Origin of the sequence: Rhodococcus sp. 24CO (genome assembly GCF_050586165.1) — a bacterium.
GTDB lineage: Bacteria > Actinomycetota > Actinomycetes > Mycobacteriales > Mycobacteriaceae > Rhodococcus_F.
This window is the reverse complement of the sequence record NZ_JAZFNF010000006.1, coordinates 233879-246504: the sequence shown is the minus strand read 5'-3', so window position 1 is coordinate 246504 and position 12626 is coordinate 233879. Positions and strand designations below refer to the sequence as shown.

The window sequence follows — 12626 nt, the reverse complement described above, 5'->3', positions numbered from 1 at the left end:
ACGGCCGCAATGCACCAACAATCCGCGTAAAAAATCCCGCTGACTGGGCATCCGGACCATCTTGCCCCGCGCCTGCCCTAGCGTTCTACCTCGATAAACCACGTGAAGGGATTTGTTTAATGGCTAAGAATCAGGCACCCCCCGCGACACGGGCCGACGACATCACAGTCGACCTGCTGGTAATCGGGTCCGGTACCGGCATGGCTGCCGCCCTCACCGCAAACGAGCTCGGCTTGTCCACGCTGATCGTGGAGAAGACGCAGTACGTGGGCGGTTCGACGGCGCGGTCCGGTGGGGCGTTCTGGATGCCTGCCAACCCGGTACTTGCAGCTGCCAATGCGGGCGACACCGTTGAGCGCGCGAAGACGTATGTGCGTGCGGTAGTCGGTGATACGGCACCAGCCGAACGTGGCGAGGCATTCGTCGACAATGGTGGCGCCACGATCGACATGCTCTCCCGCACGACGCCCATGAAGTTCTTCTGGGCCAAGGAATACTCCGACTACCACCCCGAACTGCCCGGCGGTAGCGCTGCCGGCCGCACCTGCGAGTGCCAGCCGTTCGACGCTTCGGTGCTGGGAGAGGAACGCGGCCGCCTGCGCCCCGGCTTGATGGAAGCCGGGCTGCCGATGCCGGTGACCGGCGCGGACTACAAGTGGATGAACCTGATGGCGAAGAAGCCGACCAAGGCTTTTCCGCGCATCATCCGCCGCTTGTCTCAGGGCGTTTTCGGTAAGTACGTCCTCAAGCGTGAATACATCGCAGGTGGTCAGGCGCTCGCCGCCGGCCTGTTTGCAGGTGTGGTTCAGGCAGGTATTCCGGTGTGGACGGAAACGTCGTTGGTTCGGCTGATCACCGAAGGTGACCGCGTAACCGGTGCAGTAGTCGTGCAAGACGGACGTGAGGTAACCGTGACGGCCCGGCGCGGCGTCGTGCTGGCCGCCGGCGGCTTCGATCACAACATGGAGTGGCGCCACAAGTACCAGTCGGAGAGCCTCGGTGAGCACGAGAGCCTCGGCGCCGAAGGCAACACCGGCGAGGCAATCGAAGTCGCGCAGGAACTGGGCGCAGACATCGGCTTGATGGACCAGTCGTGGTGGTTCCCGGCGGTCGCGAGCATCAAGGGGAGACCACCGATGGTGATGCTCGCCGAGCGTGCACTGCCTGGCTCGTTCATCGTCGACCACACCGGTCGACGCTTCGTGAACGAGGCCACCGACTACATGACGTTCGGTCAGTGCGTGCTCGACCGGGAGAAGGCGGGCGACCCCGCAGAATCCATGTGGATCGTCTTCGACCAGGAGTACCGCAACAGCTACGTGTTCGCCGGTGGCATCTTCCCGCGCCAGCCCCTTCCGCCGTCGTTCTTCGAGGAGGGTATCGCGCATCAGGCGAGCAACCCGACCGAACTCGCCCGTAAGGCCGGTCTGCCTGAGGATGCGTTCGCTGAGGCGTTCCAGAAGTTCAACGACGCCGCAGCGGCCGGTAGTGACGGCGAATTCGGCCGCGGTGGAAGCGCATACGACCGCTACTACGGCGACCCGACAGTGTCCCCGAACCCGAACCTGAGGCCGCTCGACAAGAACGCCCTCTACGCGGTGAAGATGACATTGAGTGACCTCGGCACATGCGGCGGCGTGCGCGCCGACGCCCACGCCCGAGTCCTCCGCGAGGACGGCAGCTCCATCGACGGGCTGTACGCGATCGGCAACACCGCCGCGAATGCGTTCGGCCACTCCTACCCGGGCGCGGGCGCGACGATCGGCCAGGGACTGGTTTACGGCTACATCGCAGCGCATCATGCAGCGAAGCGGTAACTCAACCAAGCAATAGGATCCACCGAACGGGAGATCAGCGCACGTTTCCGATGCCGGAACGTGCCCTGGTCTCCCGTTCGGCGTGCAGGGCTCCACGCACCGTCATCTTCTTGATTATTGCTTCGATTATTGCTTTTGGCAGACGCCTGATTGGGTACGTATGTGGTGGTCCAGTGCCCTCACCGATTTCGGCAGCACCGACAAGGCTCGCATTCGTCAGGCAATCTTCACCGGTGACGACCGAAACGGAAAGCGTCTGTACCTCTGCCATACATACATACGGATCGGAAGGGCAACCTTTGCCCTCCGCTCCGGTCGAGGAGATGAATCACATGTCATCATCTACCCACGCACCGATGCACACTCACCCTGACATCATTGCACTGCGCGAGCGCTACGATCAGGCCGCCGAACAACCAACCGCCCAAGTCGTCGAGGGGCTGATGTTGTTGTCCGGACTGTACGCAGCGGCGTCCGCGTGGATCATCGGCTTCACGGCTCAAACCAACCTCAGTGTCACCAACTTGATCTGTGGTGCTGCGATCGGGTTGCTTGCGGTGGCATTCGGATCCGCTTACGGCCGCACCCACGGCATGACATTCGTTGCACCGCTACTCGGGATTTGGCTGATCGTCTCGCCTTGGATCGTTGCGGGTGTCGATACCAGCACTTCCATGATCTGGTCCAATGTGGTTGTGGGAGCACTTGTCTGCGTTCTAGGTCTCGCCACAGCTGCACTGGGTATGGGGCGCGGTCTTCAGCGACGTGAACCGAAACCGCAGTGACTGCCGATACGGGTAGCCGGCTTGGGTATTGATCGTCACCCGAGCCGGGCGCGGCCTTTCCGGCTACCTCGGTAGGCATTCAGGCACGCGGCCGTAAGCCCTCCTCCAGGTGTGATGTGGTGTTCCGGCAGGCGTCGCGAGTACACATCTGACCTTCTCGCCGGCCATCAAGCTGTTCGTTCGAGCACAATCTGTCCATAGCGATGGACGACCGCACGTTGCACCCCGGAAGGCGGATATTCTTGGTGCACAGTCTGATTGGTGGGTAGGTTGGTCTCACGGTCGCTGGTTATGTGCCACCGACGTCGTCGCAGAACGTGGCGACGCCGGGGTCGGTGGACCCGCACCCGAGCAGCGCTTCCTGCCGGAGTCGGTCGGGTTGGTTACAGCCGCCCATGCAGACGCAGGCGTCGTCTTCGGACTCATCCTCGCGCGCCACCAAAGTACTTCTCGCCCTACGAACCCGACAACTTCATGCGGTGATTGCCTGTTGCCGAGACGATTCGGTGATGACCGCCGGGATCGCACAGGATGAACACAATTAAGGAAATCGTGTGGGCAGGCCTACGGAAGGTGCATCAGCTGCCTCGCAAGAGTGAAGAGTCGGCGACCTAGCCTGATGACGGGGATTCCCAGAGGAATCAGGATAACCGTCACGCACAGTACGGCACCGACAAGCCACACCACGGTCGCAAGCATTCCGAGCACTGCGCCGAGCACAGCCGTGACGACCCCCAGGAGCGCGTCGAACAAACCACGGAGCACACGCATGATGACCTCCTGTCTCCAGTCTCCGCTTCTCCGGACCTGGACGCACTGTCGCCGCAGGTTCTTTTGTCAGCCAACTGGATTGGACACGATCTCGCTGCGAAGCCAACCCAATCGCGTATGTAAGCACGCACCTTCGAGCGGTCGGGCCGTCGTCATTCGCTCGTGTCGCGAGATTCTCCCCTCTGGCCCACCGTTCTGGGTTCATTGCTTCGATCTACGGTGTTGACCTGCAACGGAATGCGGCGTTGACTGGGCATTACTGTGTGGCCGGGAGGCCAGCATGATCATCGTCTTCATGTACGTTCCGGCGGAGGCGCCTGGCGAAACCCGTTCGACCGACGATCATCGAGCAGAAAGAACCGCCATGAGCATCGTGAAGAGAATCAGGCACAAGGCAGAAACCGCCGAGGGTGTCATCAAGAAGACCGTGGGCAAGAGCTTGGGAAACGAAAAGATGGAGGCCGAGGGAAGGTCTGAACAGGCCAAAGGCCAGGCAAAACAAACCGGCGACAAGCTCAAACAGGCGGGGCGAAAGTTCAGGGACGCCTTCAAACATTGACCCATCGCCACCAGTGCAGTGGGGAGGGGATCAGTTCAAGCCCTCGTGGCTCGGCAGGGCGACTACCCCGACGCGACGATCGAAATCGCGACAAACGCGACGAGTGCAACGGAGAGATGCAGCGGTTGCTCGCTCCGCCTCCACATCGTCAGAAAACGTTCGCTGCCCGCATGTGACTGCTCTCGAAGCGGCCGACACCCCGCCGCACAGCGATACGGGATATCAATCCTGTCGTGGGTGCAAGGCCTCGTTCATGTTCTCCACCCCGCGCGCATGCGTCGACAGGTCCGCCCGTGCGGTACGCATCGTGGTGCCGCGACTTCGCGATCCTGACCCTGTGAAGTCCTCATCCGACCTCGATACATCGCGGTCGCGATCCTCCTGAGACGCTTCGAACTCCTCCCTGTCCAACTGAGTGCGGAGCAAGGAGTCGGATTTCGGGGTATTTCGCATAGGAGCATTGTTCCAGACGTCACTGGAAAATTTCTGTAGCGACGAGGGTAGACATTTCGTTGAAGCCGTTGTAGGTTATCTCTTGCAAGGAAGAACGAATCAAGAAGTGCGGGAGAAATGAACTACCCGCAAGCGGTACCGCAGGGCAGGGTCGCGTCGAGGCCGTTGGTTGTGTTGTCAGTGTGTACGACCTCGGCAGCCCCTTGAGAGCGGCTACCGGACAGCACGATTGGGTCCGGGAGCTCGAAAGAGTGCAGTTGTGTAATGGAAGTTCAACCCCGACCCCCGGCGGCCTCTACGGCGCCGGGGGTCCCGTCCGTTGACAGAAAGAGGCCACTCATTCCGGCTGAACCCCCGCACAGTGCACTGTCCGACAGGTTCGACGACGAGGACTATCCGGCCTACAGCATGGGCCAGGCCGCAGATATCCTCGGCGTCAGGCAAGCTTTCCTGCGCAGTCTCGACGCCGCTAAGCTCCTCGCCCCGCAACGGTCCGAGGGAGGGCATCGGCGTTACTCTCGCTACCAACTCCGGATCGCCGCGCGCGCTCATGAGCTTGTCGCCAATGGCACGGCTCTGGACTCGGCGTGCCGCATCATCATCCTCGAAGATCAACTTGCCGAAGCGCGTCGTATCAATGCCGAACTCCAGCAAGCCCGCCATGGGGAGAACGACGCCGGCACCTCGCCCGAATGACACCGCGCGGGACTGCCGCCGATCAGCGGTTACCGGTCGCTCACGTGGATGTGTTCACGCCCACTCCGCAACAGCTTTTGTGTCGAGGTCGGGAGCGTTGCGCTGCCGTCGATTCGTCCTTTGTCTCCGTCCTCTGACGTTCATCCACGCATTCCGTCACGTTGGTGCCGGGTTTCAGGAATTGTGGGATGGGTAACAGTGGGGAAGGTGTGTTGAAAAATAGGAGTGACATGGATCCAGTTGTTTGGACGGAATCCGACGAACGAGAGTCCTGGTGGCGTGAAGTTCTGGGAATCGACAGATGCGGACAGGAGTAAGCGATCGCGGGCATGGTCTAGCGTTCGCCACGTAGCACCCGACATTGAGTAGGAGACCGCTCGTGAATCGGTGCGTCGGCATCCCAGTCGTAAGAGATAAGTGCAGTTGACGGCATTATTCGAGAAAAATCCGATTGTCCGCTCTGGTTCTCACATAACAGTGTGACGCGCATCGACGCAGCTGAAAACGGGTACCGAAACAGGTAATTCAACCGGTGTGGGTAGGTACCCCCTTGCCCCGCTGAATTAGCAATAAAACCAAACAGCGGGTTTCTACCGGCGTCTTGGCTGATATCCGAACCCGGGGAACTCGCCGCGCTTCCCTGTGAGTGCAGTCTTTCAAGCGGTCTTTCAAAGGGCATGCGTTGCTCACCGCGAGTGGCATCTGCACCCCGGCGCCGCCAGCCGATGCCATTCGAATTGATTTGTCATGCATCGGATTTGGGTCGTCCTGCGAACAAGTCCGGCTGACGGATCTCGGGGTATCGGATTGGTGTCACAGTGGGCCGGAGCAGTGGTGAAACCCTCCGGGCACTGCGGATCTCTATCACCTCGATCTGCCTTGAAATCGTGCCCAGTTCAGGGAGATGAGCGCTCATTGATCGGGCCTCGAGTCGCGATATCGACCGGTCGGGTCGAAACCACCAAGTCAGGTATGCGCCTGGGTAATTCAGCCGTCGCAAGCAGCTTCTGGAAGCGGCATCGTATGGAGTGCTTCCGTCCGCAACGCAAGGATCTGCATGTTTCACCCCCTGATTCCCGACAACTTGGGTAGACACCCGCCACCCGTTGAGCAGTCTTCGAAGAGCTATCGGTTCGGTGAGGTAGCTTCGAAGCCCCCGACGCAGGATCGGGTCCACTGCCGTTTCGCTGTGGATCCAAGTTCGGTCGGGGCTGTCGCCAGCAGATAGCGAGTGTCATCGGACCCACCGTCCTCCCGCGCGGTTTCGCGGCGCAGCGGCGTCTACGGGCCGAGCGCACCACCGACTGACGGTTCCGTCGTGGCTCCAGAGTTTGGGGAGATCCTCGAGCTCATCGGCTGCTGGACGTTCGCTTGATACCCACGTGTCCGTGGTCGTGAGAGTCCTAAGTGCACTTCTCGCCATGGCGCGTCCCTAAAAGTTCATCCCAACGGGGTTGGTGCTGAAAGCCACGCGGCTCAGCACGCACTGAGTGCCGCCTGCATGCACCTGCTCCGACCACATCAGTCAAGGAAAAAATGAGTAAGCACAACAAACGCAAGACCTCCACCACAATTCGATTCATCGCCGTAACTGCAGGAGTTGGCTCTCTCGTCGGCGCCGGGGCAGTGGTGAATGCCGGTATGGCCGGTGCACAAAGCTGGTCGGCGAGCTGTAACTGGGAGTGGCCGGTAAATGGCTCGCTCTCGCAGGGTTACCACGGAGGGCACGACGGCGTCGACTTCGCCGTTAACGTCGGCACGGTGCTCCATGCGCCTACGTCGGGCACGATCTCTGTTGCCGGACCGAACGATCCGGGTGGATACGGCACGTACATCCAGTTGGAAGCCGATTCGGGCGAGCAGATCCAGATGGGTCACCTCTCCGAAACGTGGGTCGGTGTCGGACAGCGCGTTGCGGTCGGCGACCAGATCGGCGCAACGGGCAACACCGGTAGCTCCACCGGCCCACATTTGCATCTCCGCATTCACAGTGGTGGGGCCATCGATCCGATGTCCTTCCTGAGTTCGGTCGGCGCGTGTGACACCGGCGCGAGCGTTGCACCTGCACCTGCACCTGAACCCGAACTTGCGCCTGCACCCGCACCAGAACCGGAACCCGAACTCGCGGCTGCGCCTGCACCGGAACTCGCGCCTGCCCCGGAACTCGCGCCTGCCCCGGAACCCGTGCCCGCTGCGGACCCGGCTCCGGTTGTCGAGTCTGAGGTATCCGAACCCGCACCGGTAGAAAGCATTCCGGAGGCTCCCGTATCAGGCGAGTCGGTGGTTGTTGCAACCGGCGATACTTTGTTCGGCATCGGTGCAGAACGAGGCCTCACCTGGCAGGCGGTGTGGGACATGAACCCACAGATCGTTGATCCTGACCAGATCTTCGTTGGTGACGTAATCAACCTGTAAGTCCATCGCGTCCATCTGGTTCAGCAGCTAGGCGAATTCAGAGTTCCAGTTGGTGCGCGTGAGTGCTGCAGCCGGGCCGTACATTACGGCCCGGCTGCTGTCGTGCTCGGCGGCGAAACGTAGTTCGGATATTGCTGAAATCGGAGATCACTTGATCAAGTGCGCCCGTGCACCCGGGTGTCACGACCATTTCTGCAATTCCAATTCATGCGGGGAATTATTCCTTCTCCCTGCAGGTCGGCCCCGGTTGGTGACATTGCCGAAACGGTACGTCGTTTGACGGGCGTTGTGGCAGCGTGTCACTGTGCCTACTTATCACGACTATTTATGGCTTCAGCCGTACTTGGACAAGCAATTCGCCTTCGGATACTGCGCTGCTGTCATCCCCGGTCGCTCTCCGGTAGAGGTATTGAGTCTTCTTGGTGCCGAGAGTTCGCAATCGGACTTGGACATGCACTCGGAGGCAGTCGGCGTTGCCGAGGTCAGCGAAGTGGAACTAGATCTCGTGGAGCATGCCGTCGCAGGCGGATTCGGAGGTGTGCACGTGGTCGCGGTTGCAGCGATAGACGGCGACAACACGTTGTTAATCCAACTCAACGGTGGGTCTTTCGCAGTCACCGAAGCGCTGATGCGGCCGCTACTACCCGAACACGAGGTGGTAGCACACTATCTCGGTGTGAATGCCGACAGTCAGTTCATCTGGTGGTTGAACGGCGAACGGGTTGCGCACTTCGAACTGTTCGGATCGGGCCCGGTGATCGGGGACGCGCGAGTGGTGGATCTGATCTGGGAAGTCGGCGGAATCGGGATCGATGACGACGCACAAAACGAACCGGGCGAGCACGCCGTGCAAGGCGCTTTTGCTTTGGCCGAGCGGATCACGGGTCTAGCTGCGACCGCCGAATTGTTTGAGGCAGGACCATTTACGGTCGCGGTTGTACCCGCCGAGGGGCGGACCCTCCGGGTGGATCGTCCCGCTGCCTCGATGCAGAACCCGCCCTCGAGGTGGCGCCAGGTAGCGCGACGCTACAAGGCTGCGGAGCGGATTCCGCTGCACGGAATGATTTCCAAGGAGAGGCCTTCTGGCGGTCGCCCCAGTGCGCAACTCGAATTCTGGTTCAAACCTCGATCCTGCATTCAACTAGCTGACGACGGCGGGGTGCTCTTTCTTCAGAATCGGCAGAAACAGACATGGTTCCGCACCGACACTGTGCTCGAACGACGAAGTGGTGGTTACAGTCTCGATATTCACGTCACGCAACTTCTCCAGATACACAGAGCCTGGCCGGATTCCCGATTCGCCGACCTCCTTCCACCAGATATGGCAGGCCGTGCAGTGGAGATTAATGGGCGCAGTGCGTGGGAATTCGAGATGCCGCCGGACTGGGCCGGTCTTGATTCCACTGTTGCGTTCGACGCGGAAACTGGAATTCCGTTGCGGTGGAAGAACAAAACCTGCACACATGAGATATCGGACCTGGAAACCGGCATCGACCTGGATGACCACTTTTTCACTGGTCCGTGACAGCACCTGTTGCTGAGTGCGGAGGAGAGGTACGTGCACCGCATCCGGCGAGCAATGAACAACTGGACCGGTGCCGATCTGGTCCTGGTCGGCACCGGTGCGTCGAACTTCCCGAATCGTTTGTAGCCCTGCTCTATTGGGTTGTCATTTGCCCGCTGACTCGCGTCCTTGGATGGCCGAGACCACAAGATTGCTCTTGGGTAAACTCGTTCCGGACTGTACAGCGTCGGCCCACTCGGATGTAGTCGTGACCGCTGCGAAGTTCGATTGCAGAAGCACCATGAGTGTCTCGTGCAGTGACCGAGCAGATACCTGCCCAGCCTCGTTTGCCAAATGGATCGCCCCACTGGCGTCGGAAAGAATCTCTGCGGAGAACCCGAGAGCCTCGGCCTCCACGGCGGTGCCGAGGTCGCAGTTGTTGGTCATATAGCCGACGATCGTGATGGTGTCGATGTCTTTCGCACGCAGCCATTCCGCCATATCTGTGCCGGCGAATATGCTTGCGAATTGCTTGTGCACCCGCTTGGTTGCCGGATCGATGTGCCCTTCGAGGTCCGGGTGAAGTGACCATCCGGGCGTTCCTTCGACAAAGACCGGGGCGCCTTCGGGCATCTGGTGCTGAACGACGACGACGGGCACGTCGCTGGCACCGGCAATCTTGACGGCACTGAGGATGTTGGCCAGCGATTCTTCACGCGGCGGGTACTGGATCTGCAGAGGCCCGTCGAAGTACTCCTGCTGGACATCGACGATGATAAGGGCGCGGCGGGGTGTAGTCACAGTTCATCACTCCTGATGGCAGTTCGGATTCAGTTCCGGATCGGCTATCCGGATGATCGTCTTCCATTCTTCGGTAGGTTTGTACCCATCCGTGAGTGGCACGGGTGCATACTTTCGATGATTTTGCGCCATGTTGAGGAGGTCCGATGCGAATCGCCGTGTACGCGTTTGACGACGTCACGATGTTTCATCTTGCAGCACCGTTGATGGTGTTCGGTGAGTTAGGTCGTCTCGGACTTGCACCCGACTGGGAAACCCGGCTTTGGTCCGACCGAGCGGGCACGATTCGAACCACCGAGGGGTACTCGATCGGAGAGGTTGCGGGGCTGCGGACGCTCGACTGGGCCGACATCGTGATCATTCCCTCATGGCCGCTATCACTTTCGCCGATCAGCAAGCTCTTGCGAGCCGAACTTTCCCGGGCCCACTCCCGCGGAACGCCGATCGTAGGGCTGTGCCTCGGCGCTTTTGCTCTCGCTGACGCCGGGCTCCTCGACGGTCGCTCGGCTGTCACGCACTGGGACATGATGCCCACACTTGCCGAACGCCACCCCAGCATCCGTTTGGACGAATCGGTGCTCTACATCGACCATGGCGACGTCATGACGTCCGCGGGGACGGTGTCTTCGGTCGATGCATGTCTGCATCTGGTACGGAAACACCTCGGATCCGCAGTGGCCACCCGCGTCGCGCGAAACCTCGTTGTTGCACCGCATCGAGAGGGTGGACAGGCTCAGTACATCGAGAGACCACTTGCGGAATCTGCCGGCGACACAGCTGTTGCAGACGTGCTGGAATGGGCGCTCGGTCGGCTTGACGAACCGCTTTCCGTCGACCGCCTTGCGGCTGAGGCACGGATGAGTCGGCGAAACTTCATCCGGCAGTTCCGTCTTGCTACGGGAACAACACCGGCCCGGTGGGTTCTCGAGCAAAGACTGGGCGAGGCTCGAGTTCTCCTGGAGACGACAGACTGGAGCATCGATGCCATTGCGGTCGCTTGTGGGTTCGGGAGCGCTGTCACCTTCCGGCAGAACTTCGTGACCGCGTTCGCAACCACTCCTTCCTCGTACCGGAAGCAGTTCGCTGACCACTCTGCCACCAGTCGTGTCACCGCCACCGCAATGTCGGTTGGACAAAAAGGGTAAACACGCTGTTGGAGGCAGTTTCGGTCCCGACGCGCGCTGGTGCCCAGCACGCTCGATTTTCGGAACGAGACCGATCCCTCGGTCGAGCAGACCGAGCGTCGGGGAAAGTGCGCACGTAAACGCGCCGAGGCTGCACTCGTAAAGGGTTCGTGCAAAGAAGATCGAATTGGCACACTGTATTTGTTGAAGAATAGGTCAGGCCACCGTCGGGCGGCCTGACCTATTGAGGGAGGAATTGGCGGTCAGTGCGCGAATGCCTTCTTCGCAGGTCTGTCGGCGGCGCTGTTTCTGAGTTGTTGGACGACTTCGTTGATCGCGGTTACCAGTTTGTATGCGAGGTCTTGACTGAAGCCTTCGCGTAATACGATGCGCAGTACGGCGACGTCCTCGGCGTCTGCGGGCATCGTGTAGGCGGGAACTTGGAAGCCGCGTGCTCGCAGTTCGTGGGAGATGTCGAAGACGGTGAAGCCTGGGTCGTCGACGACTTCGAAGGATAAGACCGGGATGGCGGTGCCGTCGGTGATGATGTGCATGTTGTCGATTTTCGAGAGCGCCGCGGACAGCATCAGTGCGGTGTCACGTAGAGATTCCATGATCTGGGTGTAACCGGCTACACCGAGGCGGATGAAGTTGTAATACTGCCCGACGACCTGATTACCTGATCGGGAGAAGTTCAGGGTGAAGGTCGGCATGTCTCCGCCAAGATAGTTGACGCGGAACACCAGATCTTCCGGTAGGTATTCCTTCGAGCGCCAGACCACGAACCCGATGCCCGGATAGGTCATGCCGTACTTGTGTCCGCTGACGTTGATCGATACAACACGTGGAATCTTGAAGTCCCACTTCAGTTCCGGGTGCAGGAATGGGACCACGAAACCACCACTTGCTGCGTCGACATGCAGTGGTACGTCTGGGCCGCCGTTAGCTGCGATGTCGTCGAGTGCTGCGGCGATCTCGGCAACGGGTTCGAGTTCGCCGGTAAAAGTGGTGCCGAGAATCGCGACCACACCGATGGTGTTCTCGTCGACAGCGTCGCGGACCTGTTCGGGTGTGATCACGTAGCGGCCCTTGGCCATGGGAAGGTATTTCGGTTCGACGTCGAAGTAACGGCAGAATTTTTCCCACACGACCTGGACGTTGCTACCGAGGATGAGATTCGGTTTCGTAGCGTCTTTGCCTTCCTGCTCGCGGCGTTGACGCCATCGCCACTTGAGGGCGAGTCCACCGAGCATGACGGCCTCGGAGGAGCCGACGGTGGAGACCCCGGTCGCGGAGGCAGGGTCGGATGTCAGTCCTTCTGCGTGGAAGAGGTCGGCAACCATGTTGACGCAACGAGTTTCGATTTCCGCTGTTGCTGGATATTCGTCCTTGTCGATCATGTTCTTGTCGAACGTTTCGGCCATCAGACGATCAGCCTGAGGGTCCATCCACGTGGTGACGAAAGTGGCGAGATTCAGTCGTGAACTACCGTCGAGCATCAACTCGTCGTGGATGAACCGGTATGCCGCTTCGGGATCGGATTCGGCTTTGGGTAGTCGTAGCGCGGGAATTGGATCCGTGCCGAGCCTTCCGGTGTACGCAGGTGCGAGGGTTTCGGTGGGAGCTGCAAAAATATCTGACATCTTTCTCCTCCAATAGTCGAACGAGCGATTACGGACCAGTCGAACGAGCGATTACGGA

General features: G+C 60.2%; 12 protein-coding genes. 7 read left to right on the top strand and 5 right to left on the bottom strand.

The window, feature by feature from the left end:
- Positions 1–119: 119 nt before the first annotated feature.
- Positions 120–1817: a 3-ketosteroid-delta-1-dehydrogenase gene (locus V2B23_RS16475; RefSeq protein WP_430951332.1), complete on the top strand. Its 1698-nt coding sequence runs from the start codon at positions 120–122 to the stop codon at positions 1815–1817.
- A gap of 34 nt (positions 1818–1851) precedes the next feature.
- Here the strand turns inward: V2B23_RS16475 and V2B23_RS16470 are convergent, their stop codons facing one another.
- On the bottom strand, positions 1852–2088 hold the full coding sequence (locus tag V2B23_RS16470) for a hypothetical protein (RefSeq protein WP_430951331.1): 237 nt from the start codon (positions 2086–2088) through the stop codon (positions 1852–1854).
- A gap of 61 nt (positions 2089–2149) precedes the next feature.
- On the opposite strand from V2B23_RS16470, the gene V2B23_RS16465 reads away from it, so the two are divergent.
- On the top strand, positions 2150–2602 hold the full coding sequence (locus V2B23_RS16465; RefSeq protein WP_430951330.1) for an SPW repeat protein: 453 nt from the start codon (positions 2150–2152) through the stop codon (positions 2600–2602).
- Positions 2603–2891: 289 nt separating this feature from the next.
- Here V2B23_RS16465 and V2B23_RS16460 read toward each other — a convergent pair whose 3' ends face one another.
- Both V2B23_RS16460 and V2B23_RS16455 read right to left on the bottom strand, forming a co-directional pair.
- Positions 2892–3041, bottom strand: coding sequence for a hypothetical protein (locus V2B23_RS16460; protein ID WP_430951329.1), 150 nt, complete (start codon positions 3039–3041; stop codon positions 2892–2894).
- 125 nt (positions 3042–3166) lie between these two features.
- On the bottom strand, positions 3167–3373 hold the full coding sequence (locus V2B23_RS16455; protein ID WP_430951328.1) for a hypothetical protein: 207 nt from the start codon (positions 3371–3373) through the stop codon (positions 3167–3169).
- A gap of 364 nt (positions 3374–3737) precedes the next feature.
- Here V2B23_RS16455 and V2B23_RS16450 point away from each other — a divergent pair, with 364 nt between their 5' ends.
- From V2B23_RS16450 to V2B23_RS16435, 4 genes are all read left to right on the top strand, one after another.
- Positions 3738–3932 (top strand): CsbD family protein, encoded by a 195-nt coding sequence (locus V2B23_RS16450; RefSeq protein WP_033231811.1) that lies wholly within the window; start codon positions 3738–3740, stop codon positions 3930–3932.
- 861 nt (positions 3933–4793) lie between these two features.
- Complete coding sequence (locus V2B23_RS16445) at positions 4794–5081, top strand: MerR family transcriptional regulator (RefSeq protein ID WP_430951565.1); 288 nt, start codon at positions 4794–4796, stop codon at positions 5079–5081.
- 1536 nt (positions 5082–6617) lie between these two features.
- Positions 6618–7496 carry a peptidoglycan DD-metalloendopeptidase family protein gene (locus tag V2B23_RS16440; RefSeq protein WP_430951327.1) on the top strand — a complete coding sequence of 293 codons (879 nt, stop codon included), beginning with the start codon at positions 6618–6620 and terminating at the stop codon, positions 7494–7496.
- 304 nt (positions 7497–7800) lie between these two features.
- Positions 7801–9021, top strand: coding sequence for a DUF6461 domain-containing protein (locus V2B23_RS16435; RefSeq protein ID WP_430951326.1), 1221 nt, complete (start codon positions 7801–7803; stop codon positions 9019–9021).
- A 144-nt stretch (positions 9022–9165) separates the two neighbouring features.
- Here V2B23_RS16435 and V2B23_RS16430 read toward each other — a convergent pair whose 3' ends face one another.
- Positions 9166–9801 (bottom strand): isochorismatase family protein, encoded by a 636-nt coding sequence (locus V2B23_RS16430; RefSeq protein ID WP_430951325.1) that lies wholly within the window; start codon positions 9799–9801, stop codon positions 9166–9168.
- 146 nt (positions 9802–9947) lie between these two features.
- Between V2B23_RS16430 and V2B23_RS16425 the strand changes: the two genes are divergently transcribed.
- A complete protein-coding gene (locus tag V2B23_RS16425) occupies positions 9948–10946 on the top strand; it encodes a GlxA family transcriptional regulator (protein WP_430951324.1) in 999 nt (332 codons plus the stop codon).
- Positions 10947–11188: 242 nt separating this feature from the next.
- Here the strand turns inward: V2B23_RS16425 and V2B23_RS16420 are convergent, their stop codons facing one another.
- A complete protein-coding gene (locus tag V2B23_RS16420; protein WP_430951323.1) occupies positions 11189–12568 on the bottom strand; it encodes a glutamate decarboxylase in 1380 nt (459 codons plus the stop codon).
- Between the last annotated feature and the right edge of the window lie 58 nt (positions 12569–12626).

What these genes read in the sequence shown, in the direction of transcription:
- V2B23_RS16475 (WP_430951332.1), top strand. Translation starts at nt 120, where the DNA reads ATGGCTAAGAATCAGGCACCCCCCGCGACACGGGCCGACGACATCACA.
- V2B23_RS16470 (WP_430951331.1), bottom strand. Translation starts at nt 2,088, where the DNA reads ATGGCAGAGGTACAGACGCTTTCCGTTTCGGTCGTCACCGGTGAAGAT.
- V2B23_RS16465 (WP_430951330.1), top strand. Translation starts at nt 2,150, where the DNA reads ATGTCATCATCTACCCACGCACCGATGCACACTCACCCTGACATCATT.
- V2B23_RS16455 (WP_430951328.1), bottom strand. Translation starts at nt 3,373, where the DNA reads ATGCGTGTGCTCCGTGGTTTGTTCGACGCGCTCCTGGGGGTCGTCACG.
- V2B23_RS16450 (WP_033231811.1), top strand. Translation starts at nt 3,738, where the DNA reads ATGAGCATCGTGAAGAGAATCAGGCACAAGGCAGAAACCGCCGAGGGT.
- V2B23_RS16445 (WP_430951565.1), top strand. Translation starts at nt 4,794, where the DNA reads ATGGGCCAGGCCGCAGATATCCTCGGCGTCAGGCAAGCTTTCCTGCGC.
- V2B23_RS16440 (WP_430951327.1), top strand. Translation starts at nt 6,618, where the DNA reads ATGAGTAAGCACAACAAACGCAAGACCTCCACCACAATTCGATTCATC.
- V2B23_RS16425 (WP_430951324.1), top strand. Translation starts at nt 9,948, where the DNA reads ATGCGAATCGCCGTGTACGCGTTTGACGACGTCACGATGTTTCATCTT.
- V2B23_RS16420 (WP_430951323.1), bottom strand. Translation starts at nt 12,568, where the DNA reads ATGTCAGATATTTTTGCAGCTCCCACCGAAACCCTCGCACCTGCGTAC.